Source organism: Rhabdothermus arcticus (assembly GCF_055382915.1).
In genome coordinates, this window is record NZ_AP043808.1 from 970996 (window position 1) to 997085 (window position 26090).

A 26090-nucleotide genomic window follows, 5' to 3' on the forward strand; every position below is an offset into this window, starting at 1 on the left:
TCTAGACGGGCGCCCTCAGGGGCGGGTGAGAAAGGCGCTGGGGTAAGCTAGGTGCGTGCGCGTCTTCGTCATCAATCCCGGCTCCACGAGCACCAAGCTGGCCCTCGCCGAGTGCACCCCCGAAGGGGTGCGGGTCCTCGAGGCGGACGAGGCCCCCGCGGGGATCGGCGAGACGCCGGAGGCGGACCTCTCGGCCCGCCTCCCCTGGGTCCGGGCGCGGGCCGAGGCGCTGGCCCCGTTCGACGCGATCGCCGCCCGCGGTGGCCTTTTTGGCCCCCTTGCCGCCGGGGTCTACGCGGTCGACGAGCGCCTTTCCGCGCTCGGCCTCAAGGCGCCCTACGGCTATCACCCGGCCAACCTGGGGGCGGCGATGGCCCTGGCGTTGAGCCGGACCTTCGGGGTGCCGGCCTTCGTCGTCGACCCCCCGACGATCGACGAGATGCTCCCCGAGGCCAAGGTCTCCGGCGTTCCCGGAGTGCGCCGCCAGAGCCGGGTGCACGCGCTCAACCTGCGCTACGTCGCCCGGCTCGCCGCCAAGCAGCTGGGCAAGAAGCTCGAGGACGCGGTCCTCGTCGGCGCCCACCTGGGCGGGGGAACGAGCGTCGCGCTCTTTTTGAAGGGGCGCATGGCGGACACCACCGACGCCCTATTGGGCGAGGGGCCCTTTAGCGCCAACCGGGCCGGGACCACGCCGATCCACGGGGTGCTCAAGCTGGTGCGCGAGCGCGGGCTCGACGCCGCCCGCCACGTCCTCAGCCGGCGCTCGGGGTTCTTGGGCCTGCTCGGGACCGACAACCTCAAGGCGATCGAGGCCCGGCTCGGGGAACCGGAGGTCCGGGTGGTGGTCGAAGCCTACGCCCTCCAGGTGGCCAAGCACCTCGCCGCCCTCAGCGTCTACGCGCGCCCCGACGCCTTCTTCGTGACCGGCGCCGCGGCCCGCTTCGCCCACGTGGTGGACCGCGTCGAGGCCCGGACCCGACACCTGGCCCCGCTCCTGCGCTTTCCCGGCCAGTTCGAGACCGAGGCCCTCGCCGAGGGGGCCTGCCGCGCCCTGGACGGCCGCGAGGAGGTGCGCCGCTATGGCGATTGAGTTCGGCGAGATCGAGCCCGTACGCACGATGAACCAGCTCCTCGACCTGGCGCGGCTGATCGCCCAGGTCAAGGGGCCAAAGAAGGTCGCGGTGGCCGCGGCCAACGAGGCCCACGTGATCGAGGCGGTCAACGAGGCCCGCGTCGAGGGACTGGTGCACCCCATCCTCTTCGGCAACCCGGAGCGCATCCGGCGCATCGCCGACGAGCTGGGGATCCGGCCCACGAGCCTCGAGATCCGCCCTGCCCGCGACCCCATCGAGGCCGCCGAGCTCGCCACCAAGGCGGTCTCCTCCGGTGAGGCCGACGTCTTGATGAAGGGCCTGGTCCAGTCCGCGGACTTCCTTCGCGCCGCGCTCAACCGGGACTGGGGGCTGCGCGCCGGAAGGCTCCTCTCCCACGTCCTGGTCTTCGAGGCCCAGGGCTACGACCGGCTCTTTTTCATGTCCGACGGGGCGATGAACATCAACCCTGGGCTGAAGGAGAAGATCCAGATCGTGGAGAACGCGGTGACCCTGGCCCACGCGCTCGGCGTCAAGACCCCCAAGGTGGCGCTCTTGGCCGCGGTCGAGGTGGTCAACCCGGAGATGGAGACCTCGGTCGAGGACGCGATCATCGCCAAGATGGCGGACCGCGGCCAGATCAAGGGGGCAATCGTCGACGGTCCGCTGGCCCTGGACAACGCGGTCAGCGAGGAAGCCGCCCGGATCAAGGGGATCAAGAGCCCCGTCGCCGGCCGGGCGGACGTGCTCATCGTCGACAACATCGACGTCGGCAACGTCTTTTACAAGAGCCTGATCTACTTCGCGCGGGTGCGCGGGGCGGGGATCATCATGGGGGCCCGGGCGCCGCTCGTCCTCACCAGCCGCGCCGACCCCGAGGAGGTCAAGTTCCTCTCCTTGGCCCTCGCGGTGGTGCTCGCCGAACGGTTGCCCTACGTCACCTAGGCGAAGACCACGGTCTTGTTCCCGTAGACCAGGACCCGGTCCTCGAGGTGCCACTTCACCGCGCGGGCCAAGACCTGGCGCTCGAGGTCCCGCCCCTTCTCGATCAAATCCCGCACCGTGTCGCGGTGGCTGACCCGGGTGACGTCCTGCTCGATGATCGGTCCGGCGTCGAGCTCGGGTGTGACGTAGTGGGCGGTGGCCCCGATGATCTTCACCCCTCGGTCGTAGGCCTGGTGGTAGGGCCGGGCCCCGGCGAAGGCCGGCAGGAAGGAGTGGTGGATGTTGATGATCCGGTTCGGGTAGTGGGCGATGAACGCCGCGGAGAGGATGCGCATGTAGCGGGCCAGGATCACCAGGTCAGCCCTCCCTTCCAGAAGCTCGAGCATGCGCCGCTCGGCCTCGGGCATCCCCCCCGCCCCGACCGGCACGTGATAAAAGGGCACGCCGAACTCCCGCGCATAAGGGGCGAGGTGAGGGTGGTTGCCGATGACCATCGTGATCTCGGTGGGCAGCTCCTTGCGGCGCCAGCGCCAGAGGAGCTCGAGCAGGGCGTGGTCGGCCTTCGAGACCAGGATCGCGGTCTTCTTCACCTGATCGGCGTAGGTGATCCGCCAGTCCATGGAAAACGGCGCCGCGACCTCCTCGGCGAAGGCCGCCCTCAGCGCATCGGGGCTCAGGTCGAGCCGCGAGGCGTCGAACGCCAGGCGCATAAAAAACCGCCCGCCCTCGGGGTCCGTCGAATGCTGTTGCAGGTCCAGGATGTTCGCCCCGTGTCGGTAGAGGAAGCCCGAGACCGCGGCCACGATCCCGGGCCGGTCCGGGGCGGCGACGAGCAACCGGGCCACGTGCGCTGCCATGTCCAGGATTGTACAAATACCCCGCCTTGCCCCTCAGAAGGCTTCGTGGTATAAATGTCCCGACCCTTTGTGGGGAGGTGCATCGGTATGAAGGAAAAAAACCAAGGCATGGACCGTAGGGAGTTCATCAAACGCACCGGGGCCGCCGCGGTGGCGCTCGGCGCGTTCCCCGGCGTGCTTCGGGCGAACGCCCAGGCCAAACCCAGCGCGGATCAGGTGGTCAAAGGCAAGGATCCCCGCCTGATCGTGCACAACACCTCGACCGGTGTCATGGAGACGCCCCTCGAGCTCCTGCGCGAGTACGAGATCACGCCGAAAGAGATCCTCTATATCCGCAACAACCAGGTCCTCGCTGGCGGCAAGACCATCGAGCCGATCCCGCTTAAAGGCTGGCCGATCGAGATCATCGGCCTGGTGCACCGGCCCGCGAAGTTCGACGCCTCGGAGCTGAAGAACTTCCCCCAGCACGAGGTCACGATGGTCCTCCAGTGCTCGGGCAACGGGCGCAGCTTCTATGCCAAGTACGCGAAGAAGACCGGCGGGACCCAGTGGAAGCACGGCGGCATGGGCCAGACCGTCTGGAAGGGGCCCAAGCTCAAGGACGTGCTCGAGCACTTCAAGGTGGAGCCCTACGAGCCTGCGGCGAAGTTCCTCACCGCCAACGGGCGCGACGAACCCTCGGGCTCCAAGCCGGACTTCGAGCACAGCCTCCCCTGGACCGACCCCTACGTGCGCGACAACGCGATCCTGGCCATCGAGATGAACGGGGAGCCGATTCCCGCGGTCCACGGGGGGCCGGTGCGGCTGATCGTGCCCGGCTACTACGGCACGATGAACGTCAAGTGGATCGGGTCCTTGCGCTTTGAGGCGCACGAGACCTACAACTACAACCAGATCCCGCGCTACCGGGTCCCCATCTACCCGGTCGAGCCGGGCAAGTTCTCCAAGAGCGACTACACCTTCGAGAACTCCCGCCCCAACTGGCACCAGAAGGTCAAGAGCGTGATCTTCGCGCCCCTCGACGGGGAAACCGTCAAGGCCGGCACGGTGAAGGTCACCGGCGTCGCCTGGAACGACGGCGTGGTCCCGATCGACCAGGTCGAGGTCTCCACCGACATGGGCAAGACCTGGAGCGTCGCCAAGCTCAAGCCGGGCAAGTCGCTCTTCGGCTGGACCTACTTTGAGACCTACGTCGCCCTGCGCCCCGGCGAGCGCGAAATCTGGGTGCGCGCGGTGGACAAGCTGGGTCGCGCCCAGCCCCTGAACGGCGGCATCCACTGGAACCCCTCGGGCTACGAGTGGAACGGCGTCGACCGCATTAAGGTCAAAGTTTCCTGATCGGCGAGAGGGCATGCCCCGGATGCTCCGGGGCATGTTCTTCGACCCCGCGTCATACCGCATACCAGTGGGAGGTTCCTGAATGAAGTTCTGGCGGCACATCGTCCTTACCGCGCTGGTTCTGGGCCTCCCGGCCCTGGCCCAGCTCGACCAGCTTCCGCCCGGGCCGGGACGCGACCTGGCCTTCACCAAGTGCCAGCAGTGCCACGACCTGGGGTACGTCCTGGACTCCGCCGGCCTTGATCGCGAGGCCTGGAAGGACCTCATCGAGTCGATGATGGAGGCCGGGCTCGAGCTCACCCCCGAGGAGTTCCAGATCCTCCTCGACTACTTTTCCACCTACATGGGCCCCAACCCGCCCCCGCCCCCCGAAGCGGCCGAGGAGATGGTCTCCACGGACGTCAAGGGGGTGGACGTCTACCAGAAGGCCTGCGTGGCCTGCCACGGCAAGGACGGCAAGGGGGTGCCCGGGGCCTTCCCCCCGCTGAGCGAAAACCCCTACCTGTTCAAGGACCGCGCCTACCCCGCGCTGGTCGTGCTCTTCGGCCTGGAGGGCGAGATCGAGGTCAACGGCGCCAAGTTCAACGGCCTGATGCCCTCTTTCGGCTACCTTTCGGACGCCGAGATCGCCGCGGTGGTGCGCTACATCCGCACCAACTTCGGGAACGAAAAGCTGATCCCCGAGGGCTTCGAGCACCTCACCCCGGAGGAGGTCGCGGAGCTTCGCAAGAAGGGACTCTCCGCGAAGGACGTGCACGCCTACCGCCAAAACCTGAAGTAAGCGGGTTTCGCGATGTTAAGGCCGGGCCGCTGGGCCCGGCCTTAACATAGACCCATGAAGAAGACGATCGACCTCAACGCGGACGCCGGGGAGTCCTTCGGACCCTGGCGGATGGGTCAGGACGAAGCCCTCTTCCCCCTCCTCTCCTCGGTCAACCTGGCGACCGGCTTCCACGCCGGGGATCCCCGGGTGATGCGGCGTTCGGTGCAGCTGGCCAAGGCCCACGGGGTCGCGGTCGGCGCCCACCCGGGCTTTCCCGACCTGGTGGGCTTCGGTCGGCGCGACCTGGCGGTGCGCCCGGAGGAGGCCTACACCGACGTCCTCTACCAGATCGGGGCCCTCAGCGCCTTCCTGCGCGTCGAAGGCATGGAGCTGCACCACGTCAAGCCCCACGGCGCGCTCTACCTGCGCATGCTCAAAGACCGCGACCTGGCCGAGGCGGTGGCCCGGGCGGTGAAGGACTACGACCCGAACCTGCCCTTGGTCCTCCTCGGGGGCACGCTGATGGAGGAGGCGGCCAAGGCCGTGGGGGCGCGCTACGTGCGCGAGGCCTTTCCCGATCGGGCCTACCTCCAAGACGGCCGGCTCGCCCCGAGGCGCCTCGCGGGGGCGCTGATCCGGGATCCCAAGAAGGCCGCCGAGCGGGCGGTGAGGATGGTGCTCGAGGGCGAGGTCGAGGCCCTCGACGGCGGCCGGGTCCGGGTCGAAGCCGAGACCCTCTGCGTGCACGGGGACAACCCCGAGGCGGTGGAGATCGCCCGCGCGGTGCGCGAGGCGCTCGAAGCCGCGGGGGTGGCGATCAAGGCCTACTGAGCCAGAGCAGCCAGAAGACCAAGAGCCAGGCCAGGAACGCCGGGGCCACCTTCGCCATCTGCCAGCGAAAGGCCAGGGTAAAGCCCAGGCTGTAGGCGAGCATCATCGAGGCCAGGTTGGCGCCAAAGAGCAAGAGCGCGCCGAAGGCCTCCCGGGCCATCCCCAGGGCGAAGAGCGCCCCCGCCCCCACCAGCGGGGGCAAAAGCGCGAGCGCCACCATCACCCCCACCAGACTGGTGGAGAGCCCGCCCAACAGCGCCGCCGCGCCGATCCCCCCGGAGACCAAGGCCAGGGCCAGGTCCCCCAGATTGGGATGGGTGCGGGAAAGGAGCAGCGCTTGGGGGACCAGAGGGAACCCCAGCCCCAGCAGCCAGCCCAGGCCGAGCCCGACGCCGACGCCCACGACGAGCGCCTGGAGGGCACCGAGCAAGAGCCGCGCGTCGCGCCTGAGCCCGGCCCAGGCGAGGGCCGCCGCGGGCATCAAGAGCGGGGCGGTGACCATGCTGGCGATGAGCAGCGCGGCGTCGTCGCGGTACAGGCCGAAGTAGGCGAGCACCGCGGAGCCGACGAGCAAGAGCAGGTAGCGCGACGAGATGCGGGCCCCATCAGCCAGGGTGGCCTCGAGCTCCTCCATCCCGGTGCGGGCCTCGCCCTCGGCCACCTCCGGCCAGGTCCAAAGCGGCGCCAAAAGCACCGCGAGGTCGTCGCCGGTGGCGATCTCGCGCACCTTGAAGAGCACCCGGTCGACGCGGTCCCCCGGGACCAGCACCTCGACCTCGAACCCCAGCGCCTTTTCCCCCAGGTACCTGGGGCTGAGCCCCTCCTCCTCCAGGGCCGAAAGCAGGCTCTCAAGGCGCTCGGCGCCAACGTGGACCCGGAGCAGGCGGGCCGCCATCACTCCTCCAGGCAAAAGCGACAGGCCGGATCCCCGGCGGCCAGCGTCGCCTCCAGCCGGACCGGCCGGCCGAGCCGCTCGGCGTAGGCCCGGGCCTCGGCGCGGCAGAGCTCGGCGTGCCCCTGGGCCAGCTCGAGGCGGGGGCAGCGGGTCTGGACCAGGACCGTTTGGCCGTTGGCCGCTTCAACCCGGGGGGCGTAGCCCTCGGCCTCGAGCCAGCGAACGAGGGCTTGGAGGTCGAGCCCCTTTTGGGGGAGCCGCTCCAGGTGCCAGTCAAACAAGAGGGCCTCGAGCCCCTCGGATCCCAGCCGGGCGCGGACCTTGGCCAGGACCTCGCGGCAAAACCCGTCCCGCCGGGCGCGCCAAAAGCGCGCGGGCCGCCCCCGGCCCCGCTTTTTGAGCTCGTAGGCGACGAGCCCCTCGGCCTTGAGGTCGTTGAGGTGACGGTGCACCGCGACCGGGGAGAGCCCCAGGCGCTCGGCAAGCTCACCCGCGGTCTGGGCACCGGCTTCGAGGGCCTCGAGGAGGCGGGATTTGGTCCGTCCTAAGGGACGCTTCATAAAACCACCCCACCCTAGCCCAGGCGCCGCGCAAACCGCTAGGATAGGGCTTACATTGGCCCCGTTTCGGGCCCCAAAGGAGCCGACGCGATGCTGGACAAAGCTTACGATCCCAAGAAGGTCGAACCGAAGTGGGCGGAACGCTGGGCCAAGGCGCCCTTTCGCGCCGACCCCAAGAAGGTCTTGCGGGGCGAAAAACGGCCCTTCGTCATTGTCATGCCCCCGCCCAACGTCACCGGCGTGCTGCACATGGGCCACGCCCTGGACAACGCGATCCAGGACGCGCTCATCCGCTACAAGCGGATGCGCGGCTATGAGGCCCTCTGGGTCCCGGGCACGGACCACGCGGGGATCGCCACCCAGGTAGTCGTGGAGCGGCTCTTGCTGCAGGAGGGCACGACCCGCCACGACCTGGGGCGGGAGGCGTTTTTAGAGCGGGTCTGGGCCTGGAAGGAGGCCTCGGGGGGGCAGATCATCCGTCAGCTCAAGCGCCTCGGGGCCAGCGCCGACTGGACCCGGGAGGCCTTCACCATGGACGAGGCGCGCTCCCGGGCGGTGCGCTACGCCTTCGTCCGCTACTACCACGAGGGGCTGGCCTACCGCGGCGAGCGGCTCTTGAACTGGTGCCCCCGCTGCGAGACGACGCTCTCGGACCTCGAGGTCAACTACACCCCGACCCCGGGCCGGCTCTACAGGATCGCCTACCCCCTGGAGGACGGAGGGCGGATCGAGATCGCCACCGTGCGCCCGGAGACGATCTTCGCCGACGTGGCCATCGCGGTTCACCCCGAGGATCCGCGCTACGCCGAGCTGGTGGGCAAGAAGGCCTGGATCCCGCTGACCGAGGTCTGGATCCCGATCATCGCCGACCCCGCGGTGGACCCCGAGTTCGGCACCGGCGCGCTGAAGATCACCCCCGCCCACGACCCCACCGACTGGGAGATCGGCCAGCGCCACGGCCTGCCCGCCCCCAGCGTCATCGACCTCAAAGGGCGCCTGAGCGGGGAGCGGGTCCCCGAGCCCTTCCGCGGGCTGGACCGCTTCGAGGCCCGGAAAAGGGTCGTCGAGGCGCTGCGCGAGGCCGGGCACCTGGTCGCCGAGGAGCCCTACGAGGTCGCCCAGCCCACCTGCGACCGCTGCGGGACCCCGATCGAGTACGCGCTCTTTCCCCAGTGGTGGCTCAGGATGAAGCCCCTGGCGGAGGAGGTCATCCCCCGCCTGGAGGCCAACGAGATCCGGTTCTTCCCCGAGCGCTGGCGCCGGGTGAACATCGACTGGCTGAAGCAGCTGAAGGACTGGAACATCTCCCGCCAGCTCTGGTGGGGCCACCAGATCCCCGCCTGGTACTGCGAGAAGGGGCACGTCACCGTGCCCCCGCTCGAGCGCTTCGACGAGGACCCCAAGGCCTGCGCGGTCTGCGGCGCCACCGAGCTTAGGCGCGACCCGGACGTCTTCGACACCTGGTTCTCCTCGGCGCTCTGGCCCCTCTCGGTCTTCGGCTGGCCCGAGGAGACCGAGGACCTGAAGGCCTTCTACCCCACCCAGGCGCTGGTCACCGGCTACGACATCCTCTTCTTGTGGGTAAGCCGGATGGAGGTCTCCGGCTACCACTTCAAAGGGGCGCGGCCCTTCGAGAACGTCATCCTGCACGGCCTGGTCCTCGACGAGAAGGGGCAGAAGATGTCCAAGTCCAAGGGCAACGTCGTCGACCCCCTGGAGCTCGTCGAGGCCTACGGGGCAGACGCGCTGCGCTTTGGCCTGGTGCACCTGGCGACCGGGGGTCAAGACATCCGCTTCGACCGGCGCTGGATCGAGATGGGGCGGCACTTCGCGAACAAGCTCTGGAACCTCACCCGCTTCTTCCTCCTGGCGCGGGAGGGCTTTTCCGAGACCACCGACCAGCCCACCCTCGCCGATCGCTGGATCCGCTCGGTGCTCTCCGAAGGGGTCGCGCGGATCACCGAGCTGATGGAGCGGTTCGACCTGGCCCAGGCCGCCCGCGAGGTCTACCAGCTGGCCTGGAGCGAGTTCGCCGACTGGTACGTCGAGGCCGCGAAGCCCGCCCTCAAGGCCGGAAACCGGGCCACGCTGGCGACCCTGGAGGCCGGGTTGGCCACCCTGCTCAAGCTCCTGCACCCCTTCATGCCCTTCTTGACCAGCGAGCTCTACGTCCACCTGGTCGGCGAGGACCGGGAGCTGGCGCTGGAAGCCTGGCCCGAGCCCGGCGAGGTCGACGCTGCGGCGCTTCGGGCCTTTGGCATCCTCAAGGACGCGGTGAGCGCGGTGCGTAGCCTGCGCGCCGAGCTGGGGCTGGACCCCGCCCGGGAGGTCGAGGTCTACCTCGAGGGCCCGGGCAGCGAGGTGGTCTTCGAGGAGGCAGAGGTCTTTGCCTTCCTGGCCCGGGCCATTCCCCAGCCCGGGGCGCCCGAGCGCTCGCTGGCCTGGGTCACCCCGGAGGTCACGGTCTATCTGGTCCCGGAGGGGCTGGTGGACCTCGCGGCCTGGAAGCAGCGCCAGGAAAAGCGCCTCAAGGCGCTCGAGAAGAAGGCCGAAAGCGCGGAGAAAAAGCTCGCCAGCCCGGGCTTTTTGGCGCGCGCCCCGGAGCACGTCGTGGCCTTCGAGCAAAAGCGCCTGGAGGAGGCCCGGGCGCAGATCGAACGCATCCGGGAGAACCTGCGCCGGGTGGGCTAACCGAGCGTCGCCAGGTAGCCGGCCAGGGCCTCGCTAAAGAGCGCGGCGTCGCCGACCCGGTAGGCCCAGGCCAGGCGGCGGGCGTAGGCCCGCCGCACCGGTGAGGCCGCGGCCTCTTCTAAAAGGGCCTTGAGCGCCGCCGGACCGAGGGCCACCTTGACCCCCGGGCGCTTGATGGGCCGCTCGGGCAGGGCCAGCCAGACCTCGGCGGCCTCCGGCGGGGCGAGCGTGAAGCCCCGGGCGCGAAGCCAGGCCGCTCCCTCGCCGCGGGCGTAGGCGGGCCTCCCCGCCTCGACCAGGGCGAGCGCGCGTTTCAACGGCACGTTCTCCGCCCAGGCCTCGCCGGTCCCTTGAACCCGCCCCGGGCGCCGGTAGGCCTCGGCCACCAGCTCCAGGCTACGGGCACCGTTGTAGGTGTTGAGCGTGACCCGCACCGCGAGCTCGACCTCCCCGGAGAGGCCCTCGCCGTCGTCCCGCCACTTGACCACCGGGACCCCGCGCACCAGGAACTTGACGTGCTTGCCCCCGGAGAGGGGGCGCAGACCCTCGGGCCGGCCCTTCCAGTAGAAGAGCGGCTCGGGGTTGCCCTCGCCCAGGGGCTCGAGCAGGGCCAGGGCGCGGTAGACCTCGGCGAGCTCCTCCTTGAAGAGCGGCCCGTCGAGCCAGAGCTCGGGCGGGGGCACGCGCTGGGCGCGAACGTGGGCGTGGATCGCGGCCTTAAACGCCTCGAACTTGGCCATGTCCAGGCTGAAGCCCGCGGCCTGGCGGTGTCCCCCGAACCCCTCGAGGTAGGGCGCCGCCGCGCGCAGGGCCTCCACCGCGCTCACCCCGGGGACGCTGCGCACCGAGCCCTTACCGTTGACCGCGATGAAGACCGGCTTGTAGGTGGCCTCCACGATGCGGCTGGCCACGATCCCCATCACCCCGGGGTGCCCCTCGGGGTCGTGGATGACATGGGCCGGGTCCTCGGAGTTCAAGCGGGAGGCGACGCGCGCGAGCATCGCCTCCTCGATCCGCTGGCGCTCGCGGTTCAGCCAATCGAGGCGCTCGACGAGCTCGGTGGCCTCGAAGAGGTCATCGGTGAGCAGCAGCCGGAGCGCGGTCTCGGGCTCGCCGAGCCGCCCCGCGGCGTTGATTCGGGGGGCGATGCGGAAGGCCACCTCGATCGCCGTCCCCTGGCTGAGGTGGCGCTCGGCGAGCAGCCTCAGGCCGAGGTGGGCGGAGTCGCGGATGCGCGCTAGCCCGGCCTGGACCAAGGCGCGGTTGAGGCCCAAGAGCGGGGCGACGTCGGCGATCGTGCCCACCGCGGCGAGGTCGGCATAGGCTAGCGGCGCCTCGAGGCCGAGGAGGGCGTGAACCTGCCAGAGCAAGAAGAAGGCCATCCCCGCGCCGGTCGGCTGGGGCTGGCCCTCGAGCCGGGGATCGAAGGCCGGGTGCACGACGATCCCCGGGGGCGGGGCCTCGCCGGGGGTGTGGTGATCGGTGACCACGACCTCGAGCCCATCCTCGACCAGGGTCTTGAGCTCCGCGTGGTTGGTGATCCCGCAGTCCACGGTGATGAAGAGCTCCGCGGCCGCGGCGTGCTCGGCGAGCTTGTCCGGGGAGACCCCGTAGCCCTCGTCGCGCTTCGGGATGTAGGGGTGCACCCGCGCCCCGAGCGCGGAGAGCCCCTTGACCAGCACCGCGGTGCCGGTGATGCCGTCGGCGTCGTAGTCGCCGTGGACACGGATGCGCTTTCCTCCTTCGATCGCCCGCACCACCGCCTCCGCGGCCCGCCTCAGGCCCGGGAAGGGCCAGAGCCGGAGCGGCGGGTTCAACGCCTCGGGGTCCCGAAACCCCCGCGCCCAGAGCGCGGCGGCCACCAGGGGCGGGACCTGGACCGCCTCGGCGAGCCGCGCCAGCGCCTCGGGATCGGGCCAAGGCCGCGCCTTCCAGACCGGGGTCATCTACATCTCGCGGTCAGGGATGACCGGAACCGAGGCCTCCGGCGTCGCCTCGGGAGTGGATTGGGACTTCTTTCGCTCCTCCCGCCAGCGCAGCCGCCACTTGGCCTCAGCGTAGAAGAACCAGAGGATCCCCGCGACCAAGCCCCAGGCAAAGGCCAGGAGCAGCCAGCCCCAAAGCGGCAGGTTGAGGCCGAAGAGCGCAAAGCGGGCCTCGGGATAGGCGATCCCGAAGCCCGCGGCGAACACCAGCGCGATCAGCACGAAGAGGGTGAAGAGCCACCCGAAAAGGGGCATCATGCCCCAAGTATACGGCGCCTAGGCGCGGGCCTTCCTCTTCAGCTGGGCCTGGGTGCGCTCCTTCCACCAGGCGACCAGCGAGCCCACGACGTAGATCGAGGAGAAGGTCCCGACCACGATCCCCACCACCAGCGCGATGGAGAAGTCCCGCAGCACCGAGCCGCCCAAAAAGAGCAGCGCCAGGAGGGGGAGCATCGTGGTGAGCGAGGTCATCACCGTGCGCGAGAGGGTCTGGTTGATCGAGAGGTCGACGAGGTCGCGGTAGCGGATCCCGCGCAGGGTGCGCTGGTTCTCGCGGATGCGGTCGGAGATGATGATCGAGTCGTTGATCGAGTAGCCGATGATCGTCAAGAGCGCGGCGACGATGGGGATGGTGAACTCGAGGTTCAAGAGGCTGAAGACCCCGGCGGTGATCGCCACGTCGTGGGCCACCGCGATCACGCTGGCGACGCCGAAGACCCAGTCGAAGCGGAAAGCCATGTAGGCGAGGATCAGCCCCAGGCCCACGAGCACCGCGAGGATCGTGTTGCGCCTGAGCTCGGCGCCGATCGCCGGCCCCACGGTGTCCGAGCGCAGCACCTCGGCGTCCAGCGTCGCCTCCAGGTGATGGGCGAGCGCCACCCGGCTCTCCTGGTCCAGGAGCGGGACCTTGATCGAGAACTCCTTGTGGTCCGCGGCCGGGGCCTGGACCTCGGTGATCACCGCCTTCTTGCCGCTGACCCCGGGGAGCCCCGCCGCGTCCAGGGCCTTGCGCACGTCGAGGACGGTGGTCTTCAAGGGAGCGCGGATCAGGTAGGCGGTGCCCCCGGTGAAGTCGATCCCGTAGTTGAAGCCCTTGACGAAGACCACGCCGGCCATCAAGAGCGCCAAGGTCAGGGTGATCGGGGTCAGGACCCGCCCCTCCTTGAGGAAGGGGATCTTGGTGCCCCAGACGTAGTAGGGCGGGAGCACCTCCCGGCGCTGGGCGATGCGCTCGAGCAGGTAGCGGCTGAAGATCAGGTTGGAGAAGACCGCGGCGACGATCCCGATCGCGAGCATCACCGCGAACCCGCGCACCGGGCCGGTGGCGTAGTTGTAGAGCGCGGCGGCGGCGAGCAGGGTGGAGATGTTGGCGTCGAGGATGGTCACCGTGGAGTGGACGAAGCCGTCCTTGATCGCCTGGCGCAGCTTCTTGCCAAGCTTAAGTTCCTCCTTGATGCGCTCGAAGGAGAGGACGTTGCCGTCCACCGCCGCGCCCAGGGTGAGGATGAAGCCGGCGATCCCGGGCAGGGTCAGCGTGGCCCCCAGCCCGGCCAGCATGCCCAGCACCAGCACCGCGATGTAGAGCAGCCCGATCGCGGCGACGCTGCCGAACCAAAAGCCGTAGTAGAGGTAGAGGGCGACGAAGATCAAAGCGGCGCCGATCAGCGAGGCGGTGATCCCGGCCTGGATCGCATCCTTACCCAGGGTGGGGCCGATCGCCCGCACCTCCTCGACCTCGACCCCTACCGGGAGCGAGCCCGAGCGCAAGACCAGGGCGATCTCGGTGGCCTCCTCGACCGAGGAGAGGCCCTCGATCACCGCCTGGCCGCCGGTGATCGCGCTGCGGATCACCGGCGCGGAGTAGACGCGGTTGTCGAGGACGATCGCCAACCGCTTGCCGATGTTCTTGCGGGTGATCTCGGCGAACTTCTTCGACCCCTCGGGGCTAAACTCCATCGCCACCTGGGGCCGGCCGAACTGGTCGAAGACCACCCGCGCGGTCTTGAGATCGGCGCCGGTGAGCAGGACCGGACCCAGGTCCTCGGGGCGGATCAGCTGCTTTTCCAGCTCCTCGCGCTTCAAGCGGGGGTTTTCCCGGAGCATCTGGTTGATCTCGGAGACGGTCAGCCCCGAGGCCCCCTCCTTGACGATGCGAAACTCCAAGACCGCGCGCTGACCGATCAGCTTAAGCGCCCGTTCCTGGTCCTTGGGAGTCAGGCCGGGAAGCTCGATGACGATGCGGTTCTTGCCCTGGATCTGGATCAGGGGTTCGGCGACGCCCAGGGCGTTGATGCGGTTTTCCAAGACGGTGCGGACCTGCTCGAGCTCCTCCTTGGTGGGGTTGTCGACATCGGTCTTGAGGACGATGCGCAAGCCCCCTTGCAGGTCGAGCCCGAGCCGGAAGCGGGGCTCGTCGGGCCCCGCCCAGGGCTTCCAGATAGCGACCAGGGCGAGGAGAAAGACGCCGAGCAAAAACCATCCGGTGTACTTCGAAGTCATAACACCTCCTTGCGATGCGTGGACCTAGGGTCGAGGGCCGGCGTGCACAGCACGGGGCCGCCTAGCCGCCCTCGAGGACGAGCCGCCGGTACCAGAGGTAGGCCCTCCGGCCGGGGCCGTGGCCGGAACGCGCCATAAGGCGGCGGCCCGGCGCGTCCTTGCCGCGCACCGCGCGACCGGTCCCGCGCCCCGAGCAAAACGCGAGCAGGGCTCCGGCACCCGGCTTGGCCTTCGCGACCATCCCCGGCCCCCCGACGCTCCAGCCGGGACCGGGGTCCAGGGGGACGAAGGGCGGCGCGGGCAGGAGCAGCAAGAAGAGGGCCAGCGCGCCCAGGATGAGCGCACCGGCCCTCAGGCTGTCCCTGCCCCGCCGCATCCGGTGGCCTATTCTACCCGCCCTCAGGCGCGGGCGACCTCGACCACTTGGACGGCCTCGAGCACGTCCCCGACCTCGAAGTCGTCGAAGCCCGCGAGCTTGATGCCGCACTCGTAGCCCGCCGGCACCTCGCGCACGTCCTCCTTGAAGCGCTTGAGGGACTCGATCCGCCCCCGCCAGAGCTCCTCGCCCCGGCGCAGCACCCGCACCTCGGCGTTGCGCACGATCTTGCCGTCGGTCACGTAGCAGCCGGCGACCTTGCCGCCCTTGGGGAGCTTGAAGACCGCGCGCACCTCGGCGTGGCCCAGCACCTCCTCCTTGTACTCGGGCTCGAGCTGCATCTCGACGAGCTTTCTCACCTCGTCGATGAGGTCGTAGATGACCTTGAAGGTCTTGAGCACCACGCCCTTTCGCTCGGCCTGCTTCTTCAAGGAACCCGGGGGGTTGACCCCGAAGGAGAAGATCGCCGCCCCCTCGGTGGTCGAGGCCAGGAGGACGTCCCCCTCGGTGGGCGCGCCGAGGTCGGCGTGCAGGAGGTTGATCTTGACCTCGTCGTTGGACTCCCGGGCGAGGATGCCCTTGATCGCCTCCAGCGAGCCCTGGGTGTCCGCGCGCAAGATGAGGTTGATCTCCTTTTGCTCCTTGTCCTGCATCTGCCGCAGGAGGTCGGCCATGGTGCGCGCCCGGGACTCACGCTGGGCCTTGAGCTCGGCCTCGCGCTTTTCCTCCTTGCGCTCCTCGGCGATCTCCTTGGCCGCCTGCTCGTCGGGCACCCAGACGACCCGGGTCCCCGCGGCCGGGACCTCGCGAAAGCCCAGGACCTGCACCGGCTTGCCCGGACCGGCCTCCTTGACCTGCTGGCCCGAGGAGTCGATCATCGCCCGGATCTTGCCCCAGACGTCGTCCGCGAGGACGTAGTCCCCGACCCTGAAGGTGCCCTCCTGCACCAGCACCGTCGCCAGGGGGCCGACCTTCTTGTCCATCTTGGACTCGAGCACCACCCCCCGCGGCTCGGCGTTGGGGTCGGCCCTCAGGTCCTCCATCTCGGCGAGCAACAAGAGCATCTCCAAGAGCTCGTCCACCCCCTGGCCGGTCTTGGCGCTGATCGGCACCACGATCGCGTCGCCGCCATAGGCCTCGGGGACGAAGCCCTCCTGCATGAGCTGCTGCATCACCCGCTCGACGTTGGCGTTGGGCAGGTCGATCTTGTTGATCGCGAAGATCATCGGCAGCCCCGCGGCCTTGGCGTGGGCGATCGCCTCCCGGGTCTGGGGCATGATGCCGTCGTCGGCGGCGATCACGATCACCGCCAGGTCGGCGACCCGGGACCCGCGCTCGCGGATCGTGGTGAAGGCCTCGTGGCCCGGGGTGTCGATGAAGACCACCTTGCCCTGGGGGGTCTCGACCTCAAACGCACCGATGTGCTGGGTGATGCCCCCGGCCTCCCGGGCGGCGACCCGGGACTTGCGCAGGTAGTCGAGCAGGGTGGTCTTGCCGTGGTCCACGTGCCCCATCACCACCACCACCGGGGGGCGCTTGGGCAGGGCCTTGCGGCGGGCCTCCTCGGCCCGCTTGCGGGCCTCTTCCTGCTGCTCGTAGATCAGCTCGCGGACCGCGTCCGCGGTCTCCTCGTCGAGCGTCGAGGCGTGGGATTTGTACTCGACGCCCATCTCGTCCAGGACCGAAAGCAGGTCCTTGGAGTCCATCCCCAGCTCCCTAGCGAGCTGGTAAATCCGTACCTTCGCCATGCCTACCTCCCAATCGTTGCCAAAGCAGCTCCGAGAGCGCCCTGGCCCGGGCCCCGAAGGCCCGGCGTAGCCGCTTTTCCTCCCAGCACGCGGGATCGTCCGGACAGACGTAGGCCCCGCGGCCGGGAAGCTTGCCGCTTTCGTCCAACACGATGCCTTCGGGGGTCACGACGATCCGCAAGAGCTCGCCCTTGGGCCGCCGCTTGCGGCAGGCGACGCACATGCGAATCGGGACGTGCCCCCGTTTCACCGCTTACTCCTCGTCCGAAGCGTCGACGAAGAGGCTCTCGAACTTAGCCTTGGCGGCCTCGCTGACCCGCGTCGCTTCCTCGCTCTCGGCCGCCTTGGCCAGGGCCGCGTCGAGGTCCTCGAGCCCCTCGGCCTGCACGAAGTCGATCTCGTAGCCGGTGAGCTTCGAGGCCAGGCGCACGTTCTGACCGCTGCGCCCGATCGCCACCGAGTGCTGGTCCTTGCCCACCCAGACCTTGGCCCGCTTGGCCTCGGGGTCGAGCTCGATCCGGCCCACGGTGGCCGGCGAGAGGGCGTTACGGATGAACTCCTTGGGGTCCGGACTCCAGGGCACGACGTCCACCCGCTCGCGGCCGAGCTCGGCGCTCACCGCCTGGATGCGCTGGCCCTTGTGCCCGATACAAGCGCCGATGGGATCGACGTTGGGGTTGTGGCTCATCACCGCGACCTTGCTGCGCTGGCCGGGCTCGCGGGCGATGGCCTTGATCTCCACCGTGCCCTCGGCGATCTCCGGCACCTCCTGGCGCATCAGGTAGGCGAGCAGCTCCGGCGCCGCGCGGGAGACGATCAGCGAGGGGCCACGGGCGCTCTTCTTGACCTCCTTGAGGTAGACCTTGATGCGCTGGCCGGAGTGGTAGCGCTCGCTCGGGATCTGCTCCCGGGGCGGCATCAGCGCCTCGCCGCGGCCGAGGTCCACGTAGACGTTGCGCCGGTTGTCGACGCGCGAGACCTGCCCGGTGAGGACCTCGCCCTGCTTGTCCTTGAACTCCTCGTAGACCCGGCTGCGCTCGGCCTCCTTGATGCGCTGGGTGAGAACGTTCTTGGCGGTCAGGACGGCGATGCGGGAGAAGGCCTCGGGGTCCACGGGGAACTCCATCTCCTCCCCCAGCTGGACGTCGGGGTCGTACTTCCTGGCCTCCTCGAGGGCGATCTCCCGTTCCGGATTCTCGACCTTCTCGACGACCTTCTTGATCTCCAGGACCTCGATCTGTCCGGTGCGGGGATCGAGGTGGGCCTCGACCAGCGGGCCCTGGCCCTCCTCGACCTCCTTCGGCCGGTAGCCCCGCTGCCGCAGGTAGGCGCGCTCCAGCGCCTCCTCAAAGGCGGTGATCAGCTCGTCGACGCTGACCCCGCGCTGCAGGGCCACGTCTTCCAGTGCGTGTACGAACTCCTTGTTCATGCCTTACCTCCTCTTACCTCGGTTCGTCCGGCCACTCGGCCAGCTGGGCCTCGAACTGGCCCAGCTCCAGCTCCCGCGCCTCCCCTCCGGGAAGCTCGAAGGTAACGCGGTCCGCGTCGACCTTCCGAATCCGACCGGTGAAGCGGCCGCTCGGGGTGCGCACCCGTGCCTTCAGCCCCAAGAAGCGCTCGAAGTGGCGCCGGGTCAAAAGGGGCCGGTCGGGGCCCGGGGACTCGACCTCGAGCCGGTAGCGCCCGGGGATGGGGTCCAGCCGGTCCAGCTCCAGCGAGAGCACCCGGCTCGCCTGCTCCAGGTCGGCGACGGTGATCGGCTGCTCGTCCTGGCGCTCGATGCGCACCCGGAAGGCGCGGTTCTTCCCCGCGCCGACCAGCCGGGCCTCGAGGACCTCGAAGCCCAGGGGCGCGAGCGTGTCTTCGGCGATCTTCTTCAAGTCTTCCATGGCTTCACCTAAAAGGGGGTGGGCCTGGACCCACCCCCCAGCGGGAGCTTAACCACTAATAGTTTAGCACAGGATAGCGACCTTCGCCCAGCACCGCGGCCGGCTCGACCACCTCCAGCCGCACCGCGTCCCCGGGGCGCCACGGAGCGCGGTAGTCGCACTGCACCCGGACGCGCTCGCCCCCGGCGGCGACCTCGAAGGTCAAGTCATGCCCCTTGAAGTGCCGGGCCAGGACCCGCCCCGGCACCCCCCGCTGAGCGCTCGGAGACAAAAGGCGGATGTGTTCGGGGCGAATGGAGAGCAACACCGGCCCCCGCGCCGGCGAGCTCAGCGGCACCTGACCCAGCGGGGTCTTGGCGAAGGACCCCGCAGCCTCCCCGGCGATCAGGTTGGTGTGCCCCAAGAAGCGGGCCACGAAGGAGGTCTTGGGGCGCAGATAGACCTCCTCGGGACGGCCCACCTGCTCAATGCGACCGGCGTTCAGCACCGCGATGCGATCGGCGATCGAGAGGGCCTCCTCCTGGTCGTGGGTGACCAGGATCGCGGCGGTGCCCGCCTCCTTCAGGAGGCCCTGCACCTCGCTCCGGGTGCGCTCGCGCAACCCTGCGTCCAGGCTGGAGAAGGGCTCGTCCAAGAGGACCACCTCCGGCCCCGGCAAGAGCGCCCGCGCCAGCGCCACCCGCTGCTGCTGCCCCCCGGAAAGCTCGTGGACCCGACGCTGGGCGAACGCGGTCAACCCCAGCTTGGAGAGGAGCGCGCGCACCCGTTCGGGGTCCCGCCCCTTGCGGGCGAAGGCGACGTTCTCAGCGACGTTGAGGTGGGGAAAGAGGGCGTAATCCTGAAAGACCACCCCGATGTTTCGCGCCTCGGGGGGAAGGTGGGTGATGCGCCGGTCCTTGAGGTAGACCTCGCCGCGGTCCGGGGCCTCGAGCCCCGCGATCAGCCGTAGCAGCGTCGTCTTGCCGCTCCCCGAAGGGCCGACCACCGCGAGCAGCTCTCCCGGCGCGAGGTCGAGGCTGATGCCCTCGAGCACCCTCTCCCCGTCCTTTTTCTTGACCAGGTCCTCGGTGCGTAAGAGGCTCACGCTTCCCTCCCCATCCTACCGAAGACGCCCGCGACCACGCCGCCCAGCGCCACCAGGGCCAGGGCGTAGGGGGCGGCCTCGGCAAAAAGCCCTTCTTGAATGCGGCCCCAGATCTCGAGGGCCAGCGTGTCGTAGCCGATCGGGGCCAGGATCAGGGTCATCGGCAGCTCCTTGATCGCCCCCAGGAAGATGAGGAGCCCGCCGGAAAGGACGCCGGAGCGCACCAGCGGCCAGACCACCCGCCGGGCCACGGCCAAGGGCCCCTCGCCCAGGGTGCGGGCCGCTTCCTCAAGCCCCCGCCCTGCCCGCAGGAGGGCCGCCCGCACCGGCCCCAGACCCTCGGCGGAAAAGTGCAAGGTGTAGCCCAAGAACAAGAGCCCAAGGGTCTGGTAGAGCAGCGGCACCACGCCCAGGGCGAAAAAGACCAGGCTCAACGCCAGCGCCAGCGGGGGCAGGGCGTAGCCCAAAAAGGGCAGGCGCAGCAAGAAGGCGTGGCGGCGGGAGCGATCGGCGACGTAGGCCACCGCGAGGGCCACCCCGGCCCCGAGCACCGCGGCGGGCAGCCCCGCACCCAGAGTGCGCAGCACCGCCGCCCAGAGCGCCCCCCCCGGCCAGCCCCCCTTGAACGCCCAGGTGAGAAGGACCCATCCAGGGAGGATGAGGGCCACCGCGACCAGGCCCAGCAGGTAGACCAGGGCAACGCCCCGCCACGCCCCAAGACGCACCCGCCAGGGCGCGGGGGTCCGGGAAGGCGCACGGACGCGTCGGATCCGCCCCTCGAAGGCTACCAGAACGAAGGCCAGCCCGACCAGCCAGAGCGCCAGCCGCGCCGCCTCGACCCGGTCGAAGGCGGTCTCGTAGGCCAGGTAGACCGCGTAGCTGAACGTGGGGTAGCGCATCAACGCCACCACCCCGAAGTCGGCGACGACGTGGAGGACGACGACCAGCGCGCTGAGGGCGAGGCCGGGAAGCAAGAGCGGCCACACCCCCCGGTAAAAGGCCCAAAGCGGGGGTTCGCCCAGGCTGCGCGCGGCCTCGTAGAGCCGGGCATCGACCGCCTCCAGGGCTTGCTTCATCCCCAGGTAGAAGTAGGGAAAGGTGTAGAGGGAAAGCACCGCCCAGGCGCCCCAAAACCCCTCCGGCCGGGGAAGCGCGACCCCGAGCATGCTGGCGGCGATCCCCCCCGCGCCTCCGGCGGCGATCCAGGCGAAGGCCAGGACGTAGGCGGGCACCGCGAGCGGCAGCACCGCAAGGAGGTCGAGGGCCCGCCGGAAGGGCACGTCCGCCGCCAGCCGCAGGACCACCAAGGGCAGGGCCAGGACGAAGGCGCTCACCGCGACCGCGAGGGCCAGGCCTAGGGTGTTCGCGAAGAGCCCGAGATAGCGCGCCCAGTCCCAGCCCATCCCCCCGCCGAACAGCCCCCGCCAGGCGAGGTAGAGGACGGGCAGGGCGAGGGCCGTGAGGTAGGCGTACCCCACGGCCAAAAGGCCCCGGCCCAGCCAGGAGCGCATCTAGTAGAGCCCCACCTCCCGCAAGAGGGAGAGCGTGCCCTGAAGGTCCAAAAGCGCCCGGTAGTCGAGCTTGGGGGAAAGCGCCAGAACCTCGTCGAGCCGGCCCATGTAGGCGGGAACGGGCACCCCCCGCACCACCGGGTACTCGTGCACGGTCGCGGCGAGCTTGGCCTGAGCGGCGTCGGAGAGCAAGAAGGCCAGGAAGGCCTCGGCGGTCTCCGGGCGCTTGGCGGTCTTCAGCACCCCGCCCCCGGTCACCAGGGCCAGGTTCCCCACGTCGCCGGGCGCGAAGTGGTGGATCGCCACCGGGACCCCGTTCGCGCTTCCCTCCTCCTCCGCCTCGTCCTCTTCGTGCGCTTCATACTCCCCTTCGGCGCCCCCGTACTTGAGCCGCAGCACGTAGTAGTGGTTGGTCAAGGCGAGGTCGATCGCCCCCTGGGCGAGGTCCAAGAGCATCGCCGAGTTCGAGGCGTAGGCCTTCGGCGCGCGCGCCTTCATCGCCACGAGCCATTGCTTGGCGACCGCGTCCCCGTAAAGCTTGCGCAACGCGCTGACGAAGTCCACGAAGCTGGAATAACGCGGTGTCCAACCGATCCGCCCGTCGAAGCCCTCGAGCTTCGGCAGGTCGAGCACCCGTTTGGGCAGCACCTTGGGGTCCACCGCGCCCTCGCGGTAGGCCAGCACGCGAAGGCGCAGGCTCAGGGGCACCCAGGTCCCGTCCTCGGGGACGAAGCGCGCCGGGCGGGAACGCAGCGTCTCGGGCAGGGGACGCAAATACCCCCGGGCTGCGGCCTGGACCAGGGCGCCGGGGCTGTTGGCCCAGAAGACCGCGGCCGGGCTGCGTGAGCCCTCCTCTTGCAAGAGAAGCAGCAGCTGGGCGTCGGTCCCGTAGCGCACCTTGACGTTCACCCCGGTCTGGGCCTCGAAGGCCTTGACCAGGGGCTCGACCAGGACCTTGGCCCGACCCGAGTAGACCACCAGGCTTTCCGCGCTGGCCAGAGCAGCCATCCCGAAGAGGAACACCACCATCCATATCCGTCGCATACCCACCTCCGGCCTCAGCCTAGCCAAATCCTGAGTAAGCAAAGTAAGTTTATTGGTTTTCTATGGGATTGAAAGCCATTTTCGTTCTGTAGGATCAACGCATGCGACGCATCCACCTCGGGCTGGAATACGACGGCTCGGCCTTTTCCGGCTTCCAGCGTCAGGGTCAGGGCGAGCGCACCGTGCAAGGGGTGCTCGAGGCCGCGCTCAGCGAGATTCCCGGCGCCCGGCCGCGCGTCGTCGCCGCCGGGCGCACGGATACCGGGGTGCACGCCTTGGAGATGAGCGTCCACTACGACACCGAGGACCGGATTCCCGAAGACCGCATCCCCCGGGCGCTCAACCGCCTGCTGCCCCCCGAGGTCCGCGTCCTCTGGGCGAAGGTCCGCTCCAGGAGCTTCGACGCGCGAAGGAGCGCCCGCTGGCGGGCCTACCGCTACCGCATCCTCTGGCGAGCCACCCCCAGCGCGCTCTTGCGGCGCTACGCGCTCTGGCTGCCACACACCCCGGACCTTGGGGCGCTCCGAGCAGGCCTCGCCCAGTTCGTCGGCGAGCACGACTTCCGCGCCTTCGCCAACCAGGAGACCCGCCCCACCCGGCGGCGCATCTTCCACGCCGAATTACGCCTGCGAGGCCAGGAGACCTGGATCGAGCTCGTCGGCTCGGGCTTCGTGCGCGGCCAGGTGCGGGTGATGGTGGGCACGCTCATCGAGGTCGCGCTGGGCCAGCGCGAGCCCGAGGACATCGCCCAGCTCCTGCGACACGGGCGCCGCGAGGAGGCTGGCCCCACCGCCGCGCCCGAGGGCCTCTACTTCGTCGCCGCCGGGTACCGCGACTGGCCGATGCGGGAGCCCTTGCTTGCGTCCAGCGCGCCCTCTATAACGGAAGAGCTATGGCGCTGACCGAACGTCTCGAACGCCTTCAACCCGGCCCGCGGCACCGCCTGCTGCTCTTAATGCTCGGCCTGGGCTGGGCCTTCGATGCGATGGACGTGGGGTTGATCGCCTTCACCCTGCCAGCGATCAAGACCGAGTTCGCGCTGGACCCCGGGGCGGCGGGACTGCTCGCCAGCGCCGGGCTGTTTGGCATGCTGCTCGGTGCGCTCTTCGGCGGGCGGCTCGCCGACCTCTACGGCCGCGCTGCGGTGATCCGCGTGAGCCTCGCCGCGTTCGGCCTGGGGAGCCTGCTCACCGCGCTGGCCCCGAACTACGGGGCCCTTTTAGCCTTTCGGCTGCTCACCGGCCTGGGCCTTGGGGCCGAGCTCCCGGTGGCCTCGACGCTGCTTTCGGAGAGCGTCTCCCACCGTTACCGCGGGCGGTTCATCGTCTGGCTGGAGTCGTTTTGGGCGGTCGGCTGGCTCTTCGCCGCCCTGGTCGGCTTCCTCTTCGTGCCCCGCTGGGGCTGGCGGCTGGCCTTTGCGCTGGGGGCGCTGCCCGCGCTTTATGCCCTTTATCTGCGGCGGCGCCTTCCCGAGTCACCGCGCTGGCTTTGGGCCCGGGGACGGAAGGCCGAGGCCGAGGCCGCGCTCGACTGGCTCGCCGAGGGCACCGAGATCGGCGAAGCGGCCCCGCCCCCCGGTGCCCCCAGGCCCCGCCGCTACTTCGAACTCTTCCGCCCACCGCTCTTGCGCCGGACGGCCCTCATCGCCCTGGCCTGGTTCGCGCTCAACGCCGGCTACTACGGGGCCTTCATCTGGCTCCCCTCGCTCTTGCACGCGGAGGGCTTCACCCTGGTGCGCTCCTTGGGCTACGTCCTCTTCATGACCCTCTGGCAGATCCCCGGCTACCTCTCCGCGGCCTACCTCGTCGACCGGCTAGGACGGCGGCCGGTCCTCGTCGGCTACCTCGCCGCCTCCGCCCTCTTCGCCTGGCTTTTGGCCCACGCGGGGAGCGTCTTCGAGGTGCTGGCCTACGGGTCGTTGCTGTCGTTTTTCAACCTCGGTGCCTGGGGGGCGATCTACGCCTACACCCCGGAGCTCTTCCCCACCGCGCTGCGCTCGAGCGGCGCCGGGCTGGCGGCGGCGGTGGGGCGCGTCGGGGGAATGTTGGCTCCCTGGGTTACCGGGCTGCTCCTCGGGGCGCTGGGCTTTAGCGGGGTGCTCAGCCTGCACGCGCTCCTCCTCTTCCTTGCCGGCCTCTTCGCCTACCTGGTGGGGGTCGAAACCAAAGGGGCGCCGCTCTTCGAATGAACCTCCTTGTCGCGCTCGCCGTCGCCGCCCTCTTTTGGCGGCTGGGCTGGCTCGACGCACCGGCCGCGCTGGCCACTGCCCTCCTCGGCACGTGGGTGCTGGCACGAGGGGGGCTGGCCCCCGCGGCCCTGCTCGCGGCCTTCGTTGCCGCCAGCAACCTGCTCGGCCGGCCCACCCGCCGCCGCCTGGGGCAGGTCTTGGCCAACGGGCTTCCCGCGGCGATCGGGCTTGTGATCTCCCCGAACGCGTTCTTGGGAGCGCTGGCGAGCGCGGCCGCCGACACCCTGGCCGGGGAGGTCGGTCAGCGGGCCCCCTGGGCCTGGCGCCCGGACCAGGGCCGGGTCGAAAGCGGCACCAACGCCGCACTCAGCCTGCGGGGCAGCCTGGCCCTGCTGGTTAGCGCCTTCGCGGTGAGCCTGGCCGCGCCGCTGTTTGGGGCGAGCCTTTGCGCGGTCTTCCTCGGCGGGGTGGCCGGAGCGTTCGCCGACACGCTAATCGGCTTGACGCTGGAAGAGCGCGTGCAGGGGTTTACCAACGACATGACCAACGCCCTGGCCGGGCTTTTCGGCGCGCTCATCGCCCAGGTACTGAGCTGAGCCAAAGGCGGCGGCGGCGGGGGCCGTCGAACTCGGCCAAGAAGACCTGCTGCCAGGTGCCGAGCGCCAGGCGGCCGCCTCGCACCGGCAACACCAGCGCGTTCCCCACCAGGGCGGTCTTGATGTGGGCGTCGGCGTTGCCCTCGAGGTGGCGGTAGCCGGGGTGGTCCCTCGGCGCGAGCTCGGCCAGGCGCATGAGCAGGTCGTGGGCCACCATCGGGTCGGCCCCTTCCTGCACCAGCACCCCGGCGGTGGTGTGGGGGGAATAGACATGCAAAAGCCCCTCCCGAAGCCCGAGGGAACCAAGCGCCGCCTCGATCTCGGCGGTGACGTTGACCAAGGCCTCTCGGCTGGGGGTGTTAACGACGATCTCGATCATAGCTCGGTCTTCCTCAGGTAAAACCGCCAGCGGATCGGCTTGGGCGCGTCGAGGTCCTCGTAGGTCTCGACCAGCCAGGCCGCGAGGCGTTCGATCGTGGGGGAAAAGACCTCCTCGGGGACCGCCCGGGCGAAGCAATAGGTGCGCTCGGCCAAGGCCTCGAAGCTCTGCCGGGGGGTGCGCTCCTCCACCCACTCGGCGACCAGCCGGGTCTCGGGATTCAAACCCAGCTGCCGTAGCGCCTCCTCGACGCGCTCAAGCACCCGCTGCTGCATGCCGCGCTCGAGCGTATAGCCCTCCTCCGCCAGGAACGCGGCCCACTGGGTCTGGATGCGGCAGTCCTCGCTCTCTCCCTCGGCCACCTCCCAGCCCTCGAAGAGAAACCCTCCGGGGACCAGGACCCGGATGACCTCGAGGAGCGCTCGGCGCCAGTCCGCGAGGTGGTGCCAGAGCTGCACGCTGATCACCGCGTGAAAGCTGTCCTTTTCAAAGGGCAGCGCTGCGGCGTCGGCCTCAACGACGCGCACCTTGCGCCCCACGCCGGCGATCTTGTAGCGGAAGACCTCGAGCATCGCCGGGTCGTGGTCCAGCGCGGTGAAGCGATACCCCCGTGCCAGGACCGGCACCCCGATGCGGCCGGTACCCACCCCGATCTCGAGGAAGTGCGGGTCGGAAAAGCGCCGCTCCACGGGAAGGGTGATGGCGCTCGCGATCCGCCCCGACACCTCCGGGGGATGGTAGTGCGTGCGATCGTAGGCAAAGGCCAACCGGCCCGCGGCCGAGTCCATGCTCTTAGGCATGATAACGAAAAATCTCGGCC

The 26090-nt window shown here is 69.7% G+C and carries 25 protein-coding genes; 9 read left to right on the plus strand and 16 right to left on the minus strand.

Annotation, left to right across the window (positions count from 1 at the left end; translation table 11 throughout):
* Window positions 1–55: 55 nt before the first annotated feature.
* Together ACZ48Y_RS05015 and ACZ48Y_RS05020 are read left to right on the plus strand one after the other, a co-directional pair.
* The gene (locus tag ACZ48Y_RS05015; protein ID WP_464739354.1) at window positions 56–1090 is read left to right on the plus strand and encodes a butyrate kinase; all 1035 of its coding nucleotides are present in this window, start codon (window positions 56–58) and stop codon (window positions 1088–1090) included.
* Window positions 1080–2036, plus strand: coding sequence for a bifunctional enoyl-CoA hydratase/phosphate acetyltransferase (locus ACZ48Y_RS05020; protein WP_464739356.1), 957 nt, complete (start codon window positions 1080–1082; stop codon window positions 2034–2036). Before ACZ48Y_RS05015 ends, ACZ48Y_RS05020 begins: the two co-directional genes overlap by 11 nt.
* Here ACZ48Y_RS05020 and purU read toward each other — a convergent pair.
* A complete protein-coding gene (gene purU, locus ACZ48Y_RS05025; RefSeq protein ID WP_464739358.1) occupies window positions 2033–2893 on the minus strand; it encodes a formyltetrahydrofolate deformylase in 861 nt (286 codons plus the stop codon). The genes ACZ48Y_RS05020 and purU overlap by 4 nt on opposite strands.
* A 108-nt stretch (window positions 2894–3001) precedes the next feature.
* Between purU and ACZ48Y_RS05030 the strand changes: the two genes are divergently transcribed.
* The 3 genes from ACZ48Y_RS05030 to ACZ48Y_RS05040 all read left to right on the plus strand — a co-directional run bounded on the left by ACZ48Y_RS05030 (window position 3002) and on the right by ACZ48Y_RS05040 (window position 5825).
* Window positions 3002–4231: a sulfite oxidase gene (locus ACZ48Y_RS05030; protein WP_464739360.1), complete on the plus strand. Its 1230-nt coding sequence runs from the start codon at window positions 3002–3004 to the stop codon at window positions 4229–4231.
* A gap of 82 nt (window positions 4232–4313) precedes the next feature.
* Window positions 4314–5012 (plus strand): c-type cytochrome, encoded by a 699-nt coding sequence (locus ACZ48Y_RS05035; RefSeq protein WP_464739362.1) that lies wholly within the window; start codon window positions 4314–4316, stop codon window positions 5010–5012.
* 54 nt (window positions 5013–5066) lie between these two features.
* A complete protein-coding gene (locus ACZ48Y_RS05040; RefSeq protein ID WP_464739364.1) occupies window positions 5067–5825 on the plus strand; it encodes a LamB/YcsF family protein in 759 nt (252 codons plus the stop codon).
* Here the strand turns inward: ACZ48Y_RS05040 and ACZ48Y_RS05045 are convergent.
* Both ACZ48Y_RS05045 and ACZ48Y_RS05050 read right to left on the minus strand, forming a co-directional pair.
* On the minus strand, window positions 5812–6720 hold the full coding sequence (locus ACZ48Y_RS05045) for a DUF389 domain-containing protein (protein WP_464739366.1): 909 nt from the start codon (window positions 6718–6720) through the stop codon (window positions 5812–5814). The two genes, ACZ48Y_RS05040 and ACZ48Y_RS05045, sit on opposite strands and share 14 nt — an antisense overlap.
* On the minus strand, window positions 6720–7280 hold the full coding sequence (locus tag ACZ48Y_RS05050; RefSeq protein ID WP_464739368.1) for a helix-turn-helix transcriptional regulator: 561 nt from the start codon (window positions 7278–7280) through the stop codon (window positions 6720–6722). The genes ACZ48Y_RS05045 and ACZ48Y_RS05050 overlap by 1 nt, the downstream gene beginning before the upstream one ends.
* A gap of 90 nt (window positions 7281–7370) precedes the next feature.
* Between ACZ48Y_RS05050 and ACZ48Y_RS05055 the strand changes: the two genes are divergently transcribed.
* Window positions 7371–9971, plus strand: coding sequence for a valine--tRNA ligase (locus ACZ48Y_RS05055; protein WP_464739370.1), 2601 nt, complete (start codon window positions 7371–7373; stop codon window positions 9969–9971).
* On the opposite strand, the gene ACZ48Y_RS05060 is transcribed toward ACZ48Y_RS05055, so the two are convergent.
* From ACZ48Y_RS05060 to ACZ48Y_RS05110, 11 genes are all read right to left on the minus strand, one after another.
* On the minus strand, window positions 9968–11917 hold the full coding sequence (locus tag ACZ48Y_RS05060) for a single-stranded-DNA-specific exonuclease RecJ (RefSeq protein WP_464739372.1): 1950 nt from the start codon (window positions 11915–11917) through the stop codon (window positions 9968–9970). The genes ACZ48Y_RS05055 and ACZ48Y_RS05060 overlap by 4 nt on opposite strands.
* Window positions 11918–12214, minus strand: a complete 297-nt coding sequence (locus ACZ48Y_RS05065) for a hypothetical protein (RefSeq protein ID WP_464739373.1) — start codon at window positions 12212–12214, stop codon at window positions 11918–11920.
* Window positions 12215–12232: 18 nt separating this feature from the next.
* Window positions 12233–14455, minus strand: a complete 2223-nt coding sequence (secD, locus tag ACZ48Y_RS05070) for a protein translocase subunit SecD (protein ID WP_464739375.1) — start codon at window positions 14453–14455, stop codon at window positions 12233–12235.
* 61 nt (window positions 14456–14516) lie between these two features.
* A complete protein-coding gene (locus ACZ48Y_RS05075; protein WP_464739377.1) occupies window positions 14517–14831 on the minus strand; it encodes a hypothetical protein in 315 nt (104 codons plus the stop codon).
* Window positions 14832–14854: 23 nt separating this feature from the next.
* Window positions 14855–16579 (minus strand): translation initiation factor IF-2, encoded by a 1725-nt coding sequence (gene infB / locus ACZ48Y_RS05080; protein ID WP_464739379.1) that lies wholly within the window; start codon window positions 16577–16579, stop codon window positions 14855–14857.
* Window positions 16548–16802, minus strand: a complete 255-nt coding sequence (locus tag ACZ48Y_RS05085) for a YlxR family protein (protein ID WP_464742824.1) — start codon at window positions 16800–16802, stop codon at window positions 16548–16550. The genes infB and ACZ48Y_RS05085 overlap by 32 nt, the downstream gene beginning before the upstream one ends.
* Before the next feature lie 30 nt (window positions 16803–16832).
* Complete coding sequence (nusA, locus tag ACZ48Y_RS05090; RefSeq protein WP_464739381.1) at window positions 16833–18008, minus strand: transcription termination factor NusA; 1176 nt, start codon at window positions 18006–18008, stop codon at window positions 16833–16835.
* A 13-nt stretch (window positions 18009–18021) separates the two neighbouring features.
* Window positions 18022–18468: a ribosome maturation factor RimP gene (gene rimP, locus ACZ48Y_RS05095; RefSeq protein WP_464739383.1), complete on the minus strand. Its 447-nt coding sequence runs from the start codon at window positions 18466–18468 to the stop codon at window positions 18022–18024.
* A gap of 55 nt (window positions 18469–18523) precedes the next feature.
* Entirely contained in the window at window positions 18524–19552 is a 1029-nt protein-coding gene (gene ccmA / locus ACZ48Y_RS05100; protein ID WP_464739385.1) for a heme ABC exporter ATP-binding protein CcmA, read from the minus strand.
* Entirely contained in the window at window positions 19549–21063 is a 1515-nt protein-coding gene (locus ACZ48Y_RS05105) for an ABC transporter permease (protein WP_464739387.1), read from the minus strand. The genes ccmA and ACZ48Y_RS05105 overlap by 4 nt, the downstream gene beginning before the upstream one ends.
* A complete protein-coding gene (locus ACZ48Y_RS05110; protein ID WP_464739389.1) occupies window positions 21064–22107 on the minus strand; it encodes an extracellular solute-binding protein in 1044 nt (347 codons plus the stop codon).
* Window positions 22108–22208: 101 nt separating this feature from the next.
* On the opposite strand from ACZ48Y_RS05110, the gene truA reads away from it, so the two are divergent.
* From truA to ACZ48Y_RS05125, 3 genes are read left to right on the plus strand one after another with little or no spacing between them, the layout of a single operon-like run.
* Window positions 22209–23009 (plus strand): tRNA pseudouridine(38-40) synthase TruA, encoded by an 801-nt coding sequence (gene truA / locus ACZ48Y_RS05115; protein WP_464739391.1) that lies wholly within the window; start codon window positions 22209–22211, stop codon window positions 23007–23009.
* On the plus strand, window positions 23000–24295 hold the full coding sequence (locus ACZ48Y_RS05120; protein ID WP_464739392.1) for an MFS transporter: 1296 nt from the start codon (window positions 23000–23002) through the stop codon (window positions 24293–24295). Before truA ends, ACZ48Y_RS05120 begins: the two co-directional genes overlap by 10 nt.
* A complete protein-coding gene (locus ACZ48Y_RS05125; RefSeq protein ID WP_464739394.1) occupies window positions 24292–24891 on the plus strand; it encodes a DUF92 domain-containing protein in 600 nt (199 codons plus the stop codon). The genes ACZ48Y_RS05120 and ACZ48Y_RS05125 overlap by 4 nt, the downstream gene beginning before the upstream one ends.
* On the opposite strand, the gene ACZ48Y_RS05130 is transcribed toward ACZ48Y_RS05125, so the two are convergent.
* Together ACZ48Y_RS05130 and ACZ48Y_RS05135 are read right to left on the minus strand one after the other, a co-directional pair.
* Window positions 24869–25270: a secondary thiamine-phosphate synthase enzyme YjbQ gene (locus tag ACZ48Y_RS05130; protein WP_464739396.1), complete on the minus strand. Its 402-nt coding sequence runs from the start codon at window positions 25268–25270 to the stop codon at window positions 24869–24871. The genes ACZ48Y_RS05125 and ACZ48Y_RS05130 overlap by 23 nt on opposite strands.
* Complete coding sequence (locus ACZ48Y_RS05135) at window positions 25267–26058, minus strand: class I SAM-dependent methyltransferase (protein ID WP_464739398.1); 792 nt, start codon at window positions 26056–26058, stop codon at window positions 25267–25269. Before ACZ48Y_RS05135 ends, ACZ48Y_RS05130 begins: the two co-directional genes overlap by 4 nt.
* Between the last annotated feature and the right edge of the window lie 32 nt (window positions 26059–26090).